The 14948-nt window shown below is 55.4% G+C and carries 12 protein-coding genes; 5 read left to right on the top strand and 7 right to left on the bottom strand.

All coding sequences use genetic code 11. From position 1 onward, the window contains the following. Window positions 1-360 precede the first annotated feature (360 nt). Together HCH_RS01555 and HCH_RS01560 are read left to right on the top strand one after the other, a co-directional pair. Window positions 361-1284 (top strand): DUF4382 domain-containing protein, encoded by a 924-nt coding sequence (locus tag HCH_RS01555; RefSeq protein ID WP_011394331.1) that lies wholly within the window; start codon window positions 361-363, stop codon window positions 1282-1284. A 199-nt stretch (window positions 1285-1483) separates the two neighbouring features. After that, on the top strand, window positions 1484-1912 hold the full coding sequence (locus HCH_RS01560; protein WP_011394332.1) for a hypothetical protein: 429 nt from the start codon (window positions 1484-1486) through the stop codon (window positions 1910-1912). A 5-nt stretch (window positions 1913-1917) separates the two neighbouring features. Here HCH_RS01560 and HCH_RS01565 read toward each other — a convergent pair whose 3' ends face one another. From HCH_RS01565 to HCH_RS01575, 3 genes are all read right to left on the bottom strand, one after another. Continuing rightward, on the bottom strand, window positions 1918-4083 hold the full coding sequence (locus tag HCH_RS01565) for a bifunctional diguanylate cyclase/phosphodiesterase (RefSeq protein WP_011394333.1): 2166 nt from the start codon (window positions 4081-4083) through the stop codon (window positions 1918-1920). Window positions 4084-4311: 228 nt separating this feature from the next. Continuing rightward, window positions 4312-5508, bottom strand: a complete 1197-nt coding sequence (locus HCH_RS01570) for a maltoporin (RefSeq protein ID WP_011394334.1) — start codon at window positions 5506-5508, stop codon at window positions 4312-4314. Window positions 5509-5836: 328 nt separating this feature from the next. Next, a complete protein-coding gene (locus tag HCH_RS01575; protein ID WP_041598350.1) occupies window positions 5837-6712 on the bottom strand; it encodes a MurR/RpiR family transcriptional regulator in 876 nt (291 codons plus the stop codon). Between the two features lie 247 nt (window positions 6713-6959). Here HCH_RS01575 and zwf point away from each other — a divergent pair, with 247 nt between their 5' ends. The 3 genes from zwf to HCH_RS01590 are packed head-to-tail and all read left to right on the top strand — an operon-like array spanning window position 6960 to window position 9834. Beyond that, window positions 6960-8444 carry a glucose-6-phosphate dehydrogenase gene (gene zwf / locus HCH_RS01580; protein ID WP_011394336.1) on the top strand — a complete coding sequence of 495 codons (1485 nt, stop codon included), beginning with the start codon at window positions 6960-6962 and terminating at the stop codon, window positions 8442-8444. Further along, window positions 8437-9144, top strand: coding sequence for a 6-phosphogluconolactonase (gene pgl / locus HCH_RS01585; RefSeq protein ID WP_011394337.1), 708 nt, complete (start codon window positions 8437-8439; stop codon window positions 9142-9144). Before zwf ends, pgl begins: the two co-directional genes overlap by 8 nt. A 36-nt stretch (window positions 9145-9180) precedes the next feature. After that, window positions 9181-9834, top strand: a complete 654-nt coding sequence (locus HCH_RS01590) for a bifunctional 4-hydroxy-2-oxoglutarate aldolase/2-dehydro-3-deoxy-phosphogluconate aldolase (protein WP_011394338.1) — start codon at window positions 9181-9183, stop codon at window positions 9832-9834. A gap of 131 nt (window positions 9835-9965) precedes the next feature. On the opposite strand, the gene HCH_RS01595 is transcribed toward HCH_RS01590, so the two are convergent. The 4 genes from HCH_RS01595 to HCH_RS01610 all read right to left on the bottom strand — a co-directional run bounded on the left by HCH_RS01595 (window position 9966) and on the right by HCH_RS01610 (window position 14912). After that, window positions 9966-10985, bottom strand: coding sequence for a succinylglutamate desuccinylase/aspartoacylase domain-containing protein (locus HCH_RS01595; protein WP_011394340.1), 1020 nt, complete (start codon window positions 10983-10985; stop codon window positions 9966-9968). A gap of 48 nt (window positions 10986-11033) precedes the next feature. Continuing rightward, window positions 11034-12506 carry a hypothetical protein gene (locus tag HCH_RS01600; RefSeq protein ID WP_011394341.1) on the bottom strand — a complete coding sequence of 491 codons (1473 nt, stop codon included), beginning with the start codon at window positions 12504-12506 and terminating at the stop codon, window positions 11034-11036. A 257-nt stretch (window positions 12507-12763) separates the two neighbouring features. After that, window positions 12764-13915: a GNAT family N-acetyltransferase gene (locus HCH_RS01605; RefSeq protein WP_011394343.1), complete on the bottom strand. Its 1152-nt coding sequence runs from the start codon at window positions 13913-13915 to the stop codon at window positions 12764-12766. 253 nt (window positions 13916-14168) lie between these two features. Next, on the bottom strand, window positions 14169-14912 hold the full coding sequence (locus HCH_RS01610) for a substrate-binding periplasmic protein (RefSeq protein ID WP_011394344.1): 744 nt from the start codon (window positions 14910-14912) through the stop codon (window positions 14169-14171). Window positions 14913-14948: the final 36 nt, after the last annotated feature.

Raw genomic sequence — 14948 nt, forward strand, 5'->3', positions numbered from 1 at the left:
TTACGCCCTTCCATGATGCGTCAAAGTTCATGACTTTGCGGTGAATTAATAATGGCGTTATTTTATAACCTGCTGATAATCATGACCATTATTAATGCTAATCCAGAGTATGTAGGCGGTACGATCGTCCAAATAGTCCATATGGATGGTCGTAATTTCATCAATCATGGGGTTAAATACGCCGCTTGTTGGATGGTTCGCGTGTAAGCAGGATAGGTTTCAGTATTGGTCGCCAGGGTCGCCGGCGCTTTTTCCGCCGCAAACGCGAATGTTTTGCAGAAAAGGTTAGATAGATTCTATGGAAGAACCCAGAAATCGGGCCGGTTTCGTTTCTCCGGAGTTTGAGCGGGGAGAATGACGATGTTGAAACTCGTGCTTAAATTTTTGTTTCTTGTCGGCGCGCTAGGCCTGTTCGGTTGTGGGCAGGATGAAAGCGCTGCGGACAAGGCTCCGTTCTCTCTCGAAATCACCGATGCGCCGGTGGATGGAGCGACCAAGGTGGTCATTGAATTCACCGGAGTAGAGATCCAGTCTCAATCAAACGGTCGTTCCGTTTACGAGTATGCAGAGCCGCGCAGTATAGATTTGTTGTCAGAATCCCTGGCTGGAAATCGCATTTCCCTGTTGCAGGGCGAGCTTGGCATTGGCGCATATTCATGGCTGAGACTGATGGTGAATGCTCGTCTGGATGGTGTTTTCGACTCCTACATTGAGTTAGCGGATGGTTCTCGCTATGAGCTGGCCATTTCCGAAGAAAATCTGGATGGGCTAAAAATTGATCGGGAGTTCATGGTCCGCGCCGGACAGCCAAAAGGTTTTCTTATCGACCTGGATTTGAGACGCTCCATCATTGAGAACAACCGCCAATTCAAGTTGAAGCCGGTATTGAAAACGGTGGATCTGAGCAGCGTGCGCTCCTTAACCGTCAATGTTGCGCCTGAATTGCTGGCGGCTAACTGTGACAATTCCGGCCAGTATGCTGGCGCGATATATATGTTCGCTGGCGCGCACGCAGTTTTGGATGATATCGACGGTGACGATAAAGACCCGGTGGCGACTGCCGTGCTGTCCAGTACAGCGAACCCGGAAAATGGCATGTACAGGGCGGTTATCTGGAATCCGGACAACGGGGCTTACCGCTTGGCGTATAGCTGTAATCCCAAAGACAATCCAGAGCTGAATGACCAGGGTTTTTCCTTCGCTGAACAAACGGTCACAGTGGTTGTCGTTAATGATGACGGCGATAAGACCGCAATTCTGGACGCTTCCGCAACGCCGCTTTGAGCGGCGTCTGCGTATATCTAGACTCTTTTCTTCTTCTTTGTTCTTCGGCCCTTGCGCCGTAACTTCAATCTACTCCCTCTCCTTCCTGATGCTACGCCCCTTCCTGTGGCGTTATAGATGATGCGCCTTGAATCGGTTTCAACGAGCATTTTGGTTCTGACTGCGACACTTCCAATAACAACTTTGCAGGAGAACAAGAATGCAAAAGCCAATCCTTATTTCCGCTTTGGCCGCTACGATATTGCTGAGCGGCTGTGCTTCCACAGGCGGTAAGCGCGATCTAAGCCAGTCTTTATACTTGCGTGGGCAGTTTGCCTGGTGGGATGCGTTGGATGAATACAAGGTCAAAAAAGCCGGACCTGATCTTTATGTCGCCAGCGTGGAACTGAAGGCGGACGGTCAGCCCTATGAACTGAAATTCGGCGACGCAGCCTGGAGTGCGGGAACCAACTGCGGCTTCCTGTCCCAGGAAGACCAAATGCTGGAGTTCGGCAAGAAGTCCAAAGCCAATTGCTCATCCGTTTTTGAAAACTTCAAATTCAATCCGCCCGAAACCGGGGTGTACAGCTTTTATCTGGATAACAGCGGCGAACAGCCGGTGGTTTACGTTGAGCCGGCTAATAAATAAAGCCGCTATCCCTGCTGCAGGCTGGTCCCGTTTCTCAGCGACGTGGCCAGTTTGTACAACTGATCCGGGGGCAAAGGTTTGGCGAACAGGTATCCCTGGGCTTCATCGCAGCCCTGTTTTTGCAGATAGGCGGCTTGCGCTTCTGTTTCCACGCCTTCCGCCACTACACTCAGATTAAGGTTGTGAGCCATGGCGATGACTGCATTAATGATGACCCGATCATCCGCGTTCGTTTCCAATTGCGACACAAAGCTGCGGTCGATTTTGATGCAAGAGATAGGGAAATGCTTGAGATAGGCGAGGGAGGAGTAGCCGACGCCAAAGTCGTCGATGGATAGACGGAAGCCCATTTTGATCAGCTCGTTGAGGTGAGCCATGTTGGATTCGATGTTCTGGATGAAAACTTCCTCTGTCAGTTCAAACTCCAATTGCCTCGGCGGGACGTCGAACTCTCGTAGAAGGTTGTCAATCTTATGGACCAGCTCTTTATCTTCCAACTGGATGGCGGATAAATTGATCGCGAGCCGGATATGGCTCAGCGGGGTGCCTCGCCATTCCGATAATTGCTGACAGGCCCGGCGCACTACCCACATGCCCAATTCTTTGATTAAGCCAGTTTCTTCCGCCAGGGGAATAAATTCCGCCGGGGAGATAAAGCCCTGTTCCGGACGATACCAGCGCAGCAGCACTTCGGCCCCGGTGTAGTCACGCGTCTTCAGGTTCACTTTAGGTTGAAACGCGAGGCTGAGTTCGTTGCGCTCTATCGCTTCGCGTAGCCAGCGGTCCAGCTCCAGACGTTTGAGCGCTTCCGCATGCATGCCTGTGGTGTAGAAATGATAGCCGTTACGCCCCGCCGCTTTCGCTCGGTAGAGCGCGGCGTCGGCGTTGCGGATCAAGTCCTCGGCGCTGACGCCTCCTTCTGGATAAACGGCGATGCCGATGCTGCAGGTGATGAAGACCTCTTCATCGTTAAGCGTAAAGGGCTGTTTCATACAGGCCATGATGCGATTGGCGATGGCAATCACCTCATCCACGGACTCGGGGTTTTCCAGCAGCATCATGAACTCGTCGCCACCGGCCCGGGCGATGCTGATTTCGTTTTCCAGCAGTGTATTGAAGCGCTTGGTCAACGCCACTACTAATTGGTCTCCGGCGCTGTGAGTGAGGGTGTCATTGATTTTCTTGAACTGATCCAGATCCACCAGCATGACAGCGAGATATTTGTTTGCGCGCTGGGCGCGGAGAATCGCCTGAGCCAGATCCTCCTGGAAAAATGATCGATTGGGCAACCCCGTCAATGCGTCATGAGTGATGACATGAGACAGCGTCTGCTCAACTTCCTGTCTACTGGCGACCTCGCTTTGCAGCGCTTCGTTGGCGCTCAGCAGTGAGCGGCGTTGACGCCCGAGAGACATGGCGAGATAGCAGACCCAGGCCAGCAGCGCTGACAGTATGGTTCCTGCGCTCATGACGAAGGCGGGAAGAGGGGAAGAGTAATTGTGCAGCCAGCCAGATTTAGGCTGGACGCTCAGACGCCAGGAGAACTGCAGAGGTTTCCAGTCGGCCGCCGCGGTGATGTCGGGGCTGACGTCGGTGGCGCTGTTGCTGAATATCAGCTTATCTCCCTCATATACGCGCACATGAAAATGTTCTTCTTCCCGCGGCGAGATAAGGCTGCCCAGTAGTTGCTCCACCAGAAAAACGCCGACTATAAATCCCTGAAAATTCTCACCTTTACTGATAGGAACGTATACGACCACGCCTTGGCCTCCTTGTTGTAAGGTGATCACTGGCGTGGAGTTGATGTCGCCCTGCGCGCGGGCGGAGTCCAGCGCCCGGCGCCGGCTCTCGTTGAAGGCCACGTTGAATCCCAGCGCCTGTTCATTACCGGCCATCGGCTCGATCCACTGGATAACGTAATTCTTGTCCGTCCATTCAATGGCTTTAAAGTTAGGAAAGTCTTTATGCAATTCCTCTGCGTTTTTGCGCCAGGTTTCCTTGTTGAAGCCGCCATTGTGGTCCCAGTAAGCGGCCAGACGCTTGAGCGCGTTCACTTGTTCCAGAAACTGGCGGGTAATGCGCTTGCTGAGAAATTCGGCCTGGTAATCCAGAGCGTGCTGCCGCCTCTCGCTGGTTTCAATATCAATACGCGACCATAAGGACAACGTCATTGTAAAGCCCAGGCAAAATACGAGGAGCGATAGTAACAAGTGATAAGAGGCTCTGGCGGACAAAAGGCACCCTGTAGTTTTGTGATACTTATCAATAAAAAATAGCAGGCGCAGCCGTGATCGACAAAGACCAGACGGCGTTTGGCGGGAGTGAAACCCGACAGGCAAAAAAAAGGGCCGGTTAACCGGCCCGAACACTTGGGTTGAGATTGGGGAATGGGTAGCGGCTTACCACCAGGCTTCCATTTGCACGCCGAAGTTCAGCACGCTGTCTTCGCCGCCTTCAAACGGCGTACCTTCGCCGTCGTTAATGTAGCTGGCGAAAACCCGGATTTCCGGACGCGCCCAGAAACTGGGGCCAGCGGACCAGGCTTGTGCGATGGTGATCTTGTCCAATTGGGAGTCGACGCCATCGTCATCCGCTGCGAAGTAGCCTACTTCCAGATAAGTGCGCATGTAGTCGGACCACTTATACGCTGGACGGGCGGAAATGCTGTAGAAAGAAGAGTCGTCGTTCATGTCGTCGTCTTCAAAGACGCCGTACATGGCGGCATAGCTGAGCTCGATATTGGCGCTGGGTTTCACCACGCCCCAGTCGATCAGACGGAAACCTTTGCCGCCTTTATCCAATGTCCCATTCCATTGCCCGCCGCCGAAGTTGCGCATGGGGGAAGCGTAGCCTTCCGTTCCGTACTGGAACACGATTTTGTTGAAACCATCCATGATTGGCGTGGACAGTTCCGCGGTGAACAGCGTGCTCAGATCGTCTGCTGCGCCGGCGTCTTTCTGGGCGTCAGTCAGTCTTGGTTTGGCCAGGTCCAGGCCGACTTCCAGCGAGCTGGCGCCGACTTGAATGCCGGAATAACGGAAGTCGAGGATGTTTATGTTGCCGTAGCCTCTGGTCCAGGCTGCGGAGAATTTGCCTGCGCCTGCATCGATGCCTTCAATACCGGCCCCAGGACCTGACACGTCCCAGTAGAAAAGATCCAGATGGTGGATATCGTGGCGCTGATAGTAGCGTTTACCCGCCCACAGCGTCGCTTCAGGGGCGAAACCCAGCACCCCTTTGGCCTGAACGTTCATCTGGCGAAGCGCAATTTCATCGTCTTCGCTGTTCAGGGCCTCGTAGTCTCCGTCCTGGTTGGATTTGTAACTGAGCATGGTTTCAACTTTGAATGTTTTGCCGTCGCGGTTGAAAAGCTCTTGCTGAAGGTCCAGCTCCGCATAAGTTTCGCATTCGTTGCCCAAACGGCCAACCGCCTGCTTGTTAATGCACTGCTGGTCGCCGTTGTCGCTCATGCCGATACCGGAGCGCGCATAGCCGTGCCACTCAACGGCGCTCGCATTCACGGTGAACAAAGAAGCCGCGATGGCGGTCGCCAGAGGGGCTACTTTGAAGAGGCGCTTGTTGTTCTTGTCTGTCATCGTTTTTTCCTGCTCTTGTTGTTAAAGGACTCGCCAGGCCGGGCCTTTGCGTACGCCCGGAAAACGGAGGCGCTTTGTCGATGGGACAAATTGTTATTTGCTGGGTCTCATACTCAGTGAACGCCTGATATGGCACATCCTCCGTTAGGAAAGTTTTGGGGGGGGAGGAGTCAGGGGGAGGGGGGAGGAGAAAGGTAGTAATGGTGAGCGTCAGGCTGATAGCGAGCGCTATTCAGGCGCTTGCGGGCGCAAAGTGAGAGCGCCCGGAGAGAAGCTTTCGCTCTCCGGGTTATTACTGCAGAAATAGAGGAAGAATCAGGGCGGAGGCTTAGACGCCGTCATCGTGAGGATAACGGGTATCGCGCAGGCTGTCCTTGATGCGCTTCAGATGCGAATGGAAGTCCGCTCCACGCTTAAGCGTGACGCCGGTGGCCAGAATATCGATCACCGCCAGATGGACGATTCTGGAAGTCATCGGCATATATACGTCCGTATCTTCCGGCGCAATAACGTCCAACGCCACGGTGCATTCCCGGGCCAGAGGGGAATCCGGAGCCGTGATGCCTATTACAACGGCGCCCTGCTCGCGGGCGATTTTGGCGACTTCCACCATTTCCCGCGTACGCCCGGTATAGGAAATGGCGACGATAGCGTCGCCCGTATGCGCGGCGGCGGCGACCATACGCTGCATGAGAAAATCGTCGTAGGCGGTAACCGGGATATTGAAGCGGAAGAACTTGTGCTGGGCGTCGATGGCCACGGCGGCGGAAGCGCCCATGCCGAAAAACGAAATTTGCTTGGCCTGGATCAGGTAGTCCACCGCTTTGGAAATGGCGGTGGTGTTCAGTGACTGTCTGGCTTTGTCGAGATCGGCGATGGTGCTGAGGATTATTTTATCGCTGTATTCCTCAACGGTATCGCTCGACTCGACGCTCTGGCTTACGTAAGGCGTGCCGCTGGCCAGACTTTGCGCCAATTGGATCTTGAAATCGGGAAATCCGCTGGCCGCGAAGTTACGACAAAAGCGGTTGACGGTCGGTTCACTGACGTCGGAGGCGCGCGCCAGTGCGGCTATACTGTAGCGAGTAGCGGCTTTGGGGTCGCGCAGGATGACTTCGGCGACTTTGCGCTCGGATTTATTCAAATCGTTGAGCCTCTGCCGGATCACCTCCAGCAGATTCTGGTGGGTTATGGTTTCATTCATTATCTGTATGGATTCCGGGAGCGATTTATTTATTGTTGTAGTGAAATTACTACACATTTTGTTATCGCCCCTAATATAACTCTGCGCACACTGGGTCGCCAGCCGAACGGTCGGTTGGCCACTAGTCAATAAGTGGAAGGGAAATCAGTTGAATACGGAAAATGTAGTAAAATTATCACAATATTTGCCGTTTCAGGTTGAAAATACCATTTTTTTGTCTCAAAATTACGAATAATTACTACCAAATATGAAAACTATGAATCGAGCAGCATCTACACAATGTGACTTGGCGCTCTTCGGCGCGCTGGGCGATCTGGCGCAACGCAAGTTGTTTCCGGCGCTATTTCAACTGGAGCGGGCCAAACTGCTACATCCGCAGACTCGCATTCTCGCGCTGGCCAGACAGGAAGTTGACGAAGAGGCCTTCAAGGCGCAGACGTTGGAGCGTTTCAAGGCGTTACTGCCCAAGAACGATCTGGACGACGCCGCGCTGAAGCGCTTCTTCGGCAAGGTACGCTTCCAGCAGCTCGATTTCGGCGACGCCGAGGGCTATCGCCGCATCAATGAATGGCGCGGGGATTCTGAAGACCCACTGATCGTCTACATGGCGACGCCTCCTGCGATCTACGGCATGATCGGGGAAAACCTGAAAGGCGCCGACTGCATTCAGCCATCCACCCGCGTAGTGGTGGAGAAGCCTATCGGTCATAATCTGGAGTCTTCTTTCGAGATCAACGATCGTCTGGCTGAATTCTTTGATGAATCCCAGCTATACCGCATCGATCATTATCTGGGTAAAGAAACCGTACAGAACCTGATTGCGCTGCGTTTCGCCAACAACCTGTTCGCGACGCAATGGAATCAACGTTATATCTCCCACGTGGAAATCACCGTGGCGGAGAAAGTCGGCATCGAAGGCCGCTGGGGCTACTTTGACAAGGCTGGTCAGCTGCGCGATATGGTGCAGAACCATTTGCTGCAACTTTTGTGTCTCATCGCCATGGACCCGCCTTCTGATTTGTCCGCCGGCAGTATTCGCGATGAAAAGGTGAAAGTGCTGAAGGCGCTGAAGCCGATTACGCCGGATCTGATGGAAACCCACATGGTGCGCGGGCAATACACCGCCGGCAACATCGATGGCAAACCGGTTCCAGGCTATCTGGACGAAGAGGGCGCCAACGAGGGCAGCTCCACGGAAAGCTTTGTCGCCATCAAGGCGGAAATCTGCAACTGGCGCTGGGCGGGCGTGCCCTTCTATATGCGCACCGGTAAGCGTATGCCGCAGAAGCTGTCGGAAATCATTATTCACTTCAAGCCGGCGCCGCACTACATATTTGATCCGGACCAGAAACATCTGGCCAACAACAAACTGATAATCCGTCTGCAACCGGATGAAGGCATTTCCCTGCAGGTGCTGACCAAAGACCAGGGCCTGGATAAAGGCATGCGTCTGCGTCAGGGGCCGCTGCAGTTAAGTTTTTCTGAAGCGTTTAACACAGGCCGCGTGCCCGACGCCTACGAGCGTTTGCTGTGGGAAGTCATCAAAGGCAACCAGTACCTGTTCGTACGCCGCGATGAGGTGGAGTACGCGTGGCGCTGGATTGATCAGGTCATCGAAGGCTGGGCCGAACTGGGTCTGCCGCCGAAGAAATATCCTGCAGGAAGCTGGGGCCCCGTGGCTTCCATCGCCATGATCACCCGGGACGGAAGGAGCTGGTACGAAGATGCTTGAACTATCCTGGCCGCAGGGCGTCACCCTGCAAGTTGAAGAAGAACGAGCGGCGTTGGCTCACAAGCTGGCGTTGCAGACCGCAGAGTGGCTGCGCGCCGCGCTGCAGGAGAAAGAGCGCGCCTTGTTGGTGATTTCCGGCGGCCGCACGCCAGTGGCTTTTTTCAAATCGCTGGCGCAGCAGGAGCTGTCCTGGAGCAAGGTGGATATAACGCTGGCGGATGAACGTTGGGTCGATGAAACCCACGACGACAGCAACGCCGCGCTGGTAAAAGAGTTTCTTATACAGGGGCCGGCGGCGGAGGCGAACTTCCTGCCGCTGAAAAATTCAGCCGCCACGCCTGAGGAAGGCTGCGAGCAGTTGGAGGCCAGACTGGCTGAGCTGTCCTGGCCTATCGACGTATTGATTTTGGGAATGGGCGCGGATGGACATACCGCCTCTCTGTTCCCGGGGGCGAAAGAGCTGGCGCACGGCCTCGACACGACGGACAAATGCGCCCCGATGCATCCGGTCACGGCGCTGCATCCGCGCATGACGCTTTCCTATAACGCATTGGCGGCGGCCAGGCATCAGGCGCTGCATATCACTGGCGAAGACAAGCTGACCACTCTTAACAAGGTGCTGGCCAAGCTGGACGCGGTGGCGGAGATGCCCGTGCGCGGATTCATCCGCCCAGGCCTCAATGTATTTTGGAGTCCTTGAGAAGGAACTTGAGAGTAATAGAGAGAATAGAAACCTATGACATCCCAGACCTATCCTGAAGCGTTGCAAAAACAACTGGACGCTATCGTAAGCAGTTGCCCGTTGGTGCCGGTCATCACTATCGATCGTCCGGAAGACGCGTTACCGCTCGGGAAAGCCCTGGTGGAAGGCGGCGTCCGTATTCTGGAAATCACTCTGCGCACGCCGCACGCCCTGCAGGCGATCACGGATTTGCGAGCCGCGCTTCCCGAAGTTTGGGTTGGCGTAGGCACTGTCGCGACGGTTGAGCAATTCAAGGCGGCGGAAGACGCCGGCGCTCAGTTCGTGATTACGCCGGGCTCCACCAAAGAACTGTTGGAATATGGCCTGACGGCGAAAATTCCGATGTTGCCGGGCGTGTCTTCACTGTCTGAAGTCATGGAAGGTTATCGCCTTGGATACCGCGCATTTAAGTTTTTCCCGGCGGAAGTGGCTGGCGGCGTATCCGCGCTGAAGGCTTTCTCCGGTCCTTTCCCGAATGTGAAGTTCTGCCCGACCGGCGGCATCACCCGGGAAAAAGCGAAAGAATATCTTGCCCTGCCGAACGTACTGGCGGTGGGCGGCTCCTGGTTAACCCCCAAGGACGCCATCACCGCAGGCGATTGGCGGCAGATCCGGACTATTGCTGAAGAGAGTCTGGCCGCTATCTGACGGCGGACAAGGATTCTCTTTATCGATAGCAACGACCCTCCCTCATTGCATTAGCAATATATTTTCACCCGTCGCCTGGCGGGTTTTTTTATTTCTGAGCTGACGTATTGAGAGCGCCCTTCCAGGCTGCGTCATGTGTTGGCGCAGTCGATGAAGTAAAACAGACAATCGGTGGTGGCGATGATGGGATTGGTGGTCACCATGAACAACTTCAATGGATGTTTGGGGGATAGCCTGCCATTGATGGCGGCGAAGTGATCATGCAGACGCTCTTTTCCCAGATGATCTTTGGCGGTCAAGGCGTCCAGCCCCGCTTTACCCAGAATGGCCAGCCTCTCCCCGGCAGGCACGGAGCCGTAGTTGAAACGGGCGGCGTCCAACGGCAGCGTCAGCGCCGCGTCGGGATCGGCGTCGTCGCCATAGTGGACTCTGCGCCCGGGTTTCAACTCCATGCGGATAGGGTTGCGGAAGCGATTGACGCCATAATCGTGTCCGGCGGCGGCCAACACCTGTTCGCTGCTGAAATAACGCTGCATGCCTTCCCGGGCGATCAACAGAGAGGTTTCATCCTGCGCCCCGCCGCATTCTATCGTCACCGTCGGCACATCCAGCTCACTGATTTCCATCAGGGCCCCCAGCCGTAAATCCGTGACGATCAGGTCGTTGGTCCAGAGTGAAGTCAATGCGCGATGGTCGGCGTCACAGCGGATGGCGACGCCAAAGGCGGGACCGCTGCCTGAGGTATTGTGCAGATCAATGAGGCACTCAGGTTTGCTGTCGTGCAGAAAACGCAGAATCGCTTCCGCCAGCTTGCCCTGGCTGTCGTCGAACGGCGGGCGAAAGCAGCGGTTGAGATCACGCTGGCCGGGCAGCATGCGCTGACTGAACGCAGGAGGAGCCAGTGCCGCGGGAATGGAAGCGATAATGAGGTCGAGGTCTACCGCTGGCGTTTCGCCGGAGCGCAGATAAGCATATAAGGCGCGCGCGCCGGAGGGTTCATTGCCGTGCAGCAGGGTGCAGAAAGCGCGGCGGCGTGAACTGTCGCGGCCTTGTAGCCGGATCAGGGTCGGTCCGCCCAGTTGTTGTAGAAAGGCGGAGAGATCCTCCTCGAAAGTTAAGTTGCGAATACCGTCAATAACCTTGAGCGGCATAGTGTTCAGCCCCTTGGGTAATGGTCTGTCGCGGCGGACGCCACATGCTCAATACGTCCACTGATGCACGGGTTCTCCACTGAGGTAATTCTCCTGATAGCGAATGACCAGCTCTCTCAACGCTTCTTCGTCGCTGCGGTGAGGGCGCAATCTCTCCAGCATTCGCAACTGCCAGAGAGCGCCGTTGACCGGTTGCGCCAGATTTTCAGCGCATACGTCCAGATAATGACGAACGTCCGTCGGCGCAATGGCGAGAGCATGAAGCCCTTGCTCCGCCACAGGCAGCATATCTTCCAGAATGTCCAACACCGGCCGCTCCTGCAAGCCTGCGCCGCCCTGACCCGGCCAGAACAGCTTGGCGCGAAGCCCGTATTTGGCTGCGCGGTAAAAATTGTATTCGCAGTAGCGAAAAGGTATGGCGGGAAGCATGTCATGCATGGCTGGACGCAGTCCTTCGATCAAGCCCACCGTCAAAGCCGCGTTGGCGAGCATGTCCGTGGTGCTGGGACCCGCCGGTAGCGCGCGGATTTCAATACGGATATGGCCGCCGTCCGCCGGATCATAAATAGGGCGATTCCAGGCCCAGATACTGCCTTGATGCAAGCGCAGCTCATCCAATGGCGGCGCCTGCCCGGGACGGAGCGCGGCCCCATCGCCGCAAATAGGCAGCAAAGGCTCGAACAGAGAAACGCCTTCGCAGAATACCTCATGGGCGTCTTTGCGCACCCAGCCGTTGCCGAACAACACCCGCGCGGGAAGCCTTAGCCGCAAGGGTGTTTCTATGCGATAGTCCGTGGCCTGTTTGAACAGGGCGACGCGGGTTTCATGCCACAATCGACGTCCCAGAAACAACGGGGAGTTGGCCGCCAGGGCGACCGCCAGCGGCGTGACCAGTTGCGCGGCGTTAAACGCATCAGCGAAATCCGCCGGGTTCACGCGATAATGAAACTGGAATGACGTATTGGCGCCTTCCAGGGAGACGTCCTGCCAATACAGATCCAGTGTATCGCGACCCTTGATGCTGATATGAAAGTCCTCTCCGCGCTTCTCCCTCAGTTGGCGCGCCAGCGCTTGATAACGGGGGCTGTCGGTGATGGCGTCCGGTCCCATGTCCTCTGACTTCAATGTCGGCAGAATGCCTATGGGCAACAGTGACGCCTCATGGGAAGCCGCATGGCCCTGCAGTGTTCGCAGTACGCTGTCGATCTGTCTCTGCAGAGCGCTGAAGGAGGCCCCGGATGCAGGGGTTGGCTCCAGGTTATACTCAAGGTTGAAGCGGTTCAGCTCCAGAGTGAGGTTGGGATCGTTGACGGCGGCCAGGATTTCCTGGTTTTTGGCGCTGGGGCGTCCCTGTTTATCGATGATGTACAACTCCAGCTCCGCGCCGAATGAGGCAGGTCCGACGCCGAAATCGGGGTCATCCAGCAATTTGCGCAAAGTCGCCAGGTTCTCCTGCAATCTTTGTTGGAAGTCCGCATATTCCTGGGCGCTGAACTGCGCCTTATCAACATGTCGCCCCATATCTGCGAGTTCTCCAGCGAGCGCCTTTCAGCCGCCTTTTTTCTAATCATTAACATGGCGATGATATTGGCATGTTAATAACCAGACGCATGGATGCGCCTGCGCGGCGGCTAGCTGCGGGAGACAAGGCCTGACATGCGCAGGCCCTGTCGTTGCAGACAAACAGAAGGAAGCTATTTGTCTGCCTGATTAATAAAGTAGGCTAACTTTTCCGGGGGCGAAACTTCAGCGCCCAAAAAGCGTCTGGCGAGAGCATTCTATTCCACCTGTTTGAAAGGAAGGTGGGCGTTGGCGTCGCGCATGTATTCACTGACGCCCGCCCTCTCTTCATCAAGAAAGTTGGCGATGGCCTGACGGAAAGCGGGATGCTCGATTCTATGCAGGGAGTAGGTGGGCGTGGGCCGAAATCCCCGCAGCAGCTTGTGCTCTCCCTGAGCGCCGGCGTCGAATCGCAGCAGTTTATGTTCAATGCAGTAATCGATGCCCTGGTAATAGCAGGTCTCAAAATGCAGATGATTAAACTCTTCAGTACAGCCCCAATAGCGGCCGAACAACGTTGAGTGGTTTTTCAGAAACAAAGCGCCGGCGACGAAGCGTTGCTCCCGCTGCGCCAGAATGAGAAATACTTGTTCCGGCATAACCGCGATCAGGCGTTGGAAAAAGGCGTCGCTGAGATAAGGGCGCTGTCCTCGTTTCAGGTAAGTTAGCTGGTAGAAGTCATAAAACGCCTCCAGTTCAGGCTCGCCTACATCCGCTCCTTCGATCAGCTTGAATGCAATGCCCTGGCTGAGCACTGCCTGGCGCTCTTTACGGATGTTTTTACGTTTGCGTGAGGCCAGCGCCTGCAAAAAACCATCAAAGGAAGCGTAGCCTTCATTGAGCCAATGGAACTGGGTTCCGTGACGCAATAATAGGGAGGAGTCTGCACCCAGACTTTTCCGAGTTGGTTCGTCTGGAAACAGCAAGTGCCAGGAGGAGGCGCCGGTGTGATGCGCACGTTCGGCCATGGCGTGACTGACCGCCTGCGAGATGCGCTTCCGGTCAGCGCCGGCGGAGACCAACACACGCGGTCCTACAGACGGCGTGAAGGGGATCGCAGTGAGTAATTTCGGATAATACTCCAGGCCATGGCGATGGTAGGCGTCAGCCCAGGCCCAGTCGAACACGTATTCCCCATAGGAATGGGTTTTCAGGTAGCAGGGGGCTGCGCCAAGCAAAACGTCCCGTTCGTCGCGGATCAGTAAATGTTGAGGTCGCCAGCCGGTTGCTTCGACGACGCAGCCGGTTGTTTCCAGCGCGTGCAGGAACTCGTAACGGGTAAAAGGATTATCTACGCCGCTCAACCGGTTCCACTGAACGGCTGGGACGGCTTCAATGCTGTCGATAAACTCCGCGCGCAGCGCTGTCATACTCGGACCCAATGCATGTTTCGATGAAACCAGGGAACCTCTGAAAAACTACCTGCGGCGCCATTGCGGCGTCAAAAGTCGGCTCAAAATGCTCATTTATTCACGATAAGCTGCGCTTTTTCGCCGACTCTTTCCTTGCACTGGCGGCCTCGCCGACGTTTTTCAGAGGCTCCCTAGGAATCCGGCCCATTATTGGACAGTTCGGCGTAAAGGAAAAGCCGGAGCGACGTCAGCGCGGTCCGGCGGAAGGGGCTTACATGACGGATTCCAGGCCGCGCTGAGCGAGAATTTCCCGCGCCTCGCCGGATTCATAGGTTTTACGCAGCGCCTTGTTGAACTGGTTCACCAGTTTGCGTCCGGTTTTTTTGCTGAATCCAATATGGTAGTTGCGTTCCGTGTGGGTCCAGGCGAAACGCACTTTGTCCGTCAGCCCGCTTTGCCGCATCAGGTCGAGGCCCACGTCGCGATTGATATAAACAGAGTCGAGTTGTCCCTGAATCAGTTTTTTCAGGTTGCCCAGATCGTCTTTGGACAATTGTATGTCCATGTTCACCACTGGATTGATGCGATCCAGCGTCTTGGAGCTGCTGGATGGTCCGAAGACGCCCACCCGATGGCCGCTGAAACTGGACAGGGTCAGGTAATCTTTCTTGTCCGTCGCCGGCACGAAGAATCCCCAGCTGGTGCGCAGCACTGGCAGGGTGTAGTACATCCACTCTGCGCGGCTTTCGCTCCAGCTCACCAGGTAAACGCCATTAACGGCGCCGGCTTTTACCTGCTCTTCCGACTTGCTGAAAGATTCTTGTTTGATATTGCAGTCTACATTGATTTTCTTGCAGGTGAGCAGGATGACGTCGGTGACGGGACCGCCCATCTTGCCGTTTTCCTGGTAAACGAATGGACTGAATTCCGCAGAGTTGAAGATGAGCTGTTCGGATCTGGCGTAGCTCGCCAGGGAAAGGAAGATGAATGAGATGACCGAGATGATTAAGCGCATTTTGACTCCTGTATAGTTGGTCGTTTTATCGGAGCG

This window comes from Hahella chejuensis KCTC 2396 (genome assembly GCF_000012985.1).
Lineage (GTDB): Bacteria > Pseudomonadota > Gammaproteobacteria > Pseudomonadales > Oleiphilaceae > Hahella > Hahella chejuensis.

Coding starts and splice junctions, on each gene's coding strand:
- HCH_RS01575 (WP_041598350.1), bottom strand. CDS start 6,712: ATGAATGAAACCATAACCCACCAGAATCTGCTGGAGGTGATCCGGCAG.
- HCH_RS01590 (WP_011394338.1), top strand. CDS start 9,181: ATGACATCCCAGACCTATCCTGAAGCGTTGCAAAAACAACTGGACGCT.
- pgl (WP_011394337.1), top strand. CDS start 8,437: ATGCTTGAACTATCCTGGCCGCAGGGCGTCACCCTGCAAGTTGAAGAA.
- HCH_RS01565 (WP_011394333.1), bottom strand. CDS start 4,083: ATGACGTTGTCCTTATGGTCGCGTATTGATATTGAAACCAGCGAGAGG.
- HCH_RS01595 (WP_011394340.1), bottom strand. CDS start 10,985: ATGCCGCTCAAGGTTATTGACGGTATTCGCAACTTAACTTTCGAGGAG.
- HCH_RS01555 (WP_011394331.1), top strand. CDS start 361: ATGTTGAAACTCGTGCTTAAATTTTTGTTTCTTGTCGGCGCGCTAGGC.
- HCH_RS01570 (WP_011394334.1), bottom strand. CDS start 5,508: ATGACAGACAAGAACAACAAGCGCCTCTTCAAAGTAGCCCCTCTGGCG.
- HCH_RS01605 (WP_011394343.1), bottom strand. CDS start 13,915: ATGACAGCGCTGCGCGCGGAGTTTATCGACAGCATTGAAGCCGTCCCA.
- HCH_RS01560 (WP_011394332.1), top strand. CDS start 1,484: ATGCAAAAGCCAATCCTTATTTCCGCTTTGGCCGCTACGATATTGCTG.
- zwf (WP_011394336.1), top strand. CDS start 6,960: ATGAAAACTATGAATCGAGCAGCATCTACACAATGTGACTTGGCGCTC.
- HCH_RS01600 (WP_011394341.1), bottom strand. CDS start 12,506: ATGGGGCGACATGTTGATAAGGCGCAGTTCAGCGCCCAGGAATATGCG.
- HCH_RS01610 (WP_011394344.1), bottom strand. CDS start 14,912: ATGCGCTTAATCATCTCGGTCATCTCATTCATCTTCCTTTCCCTGGCG.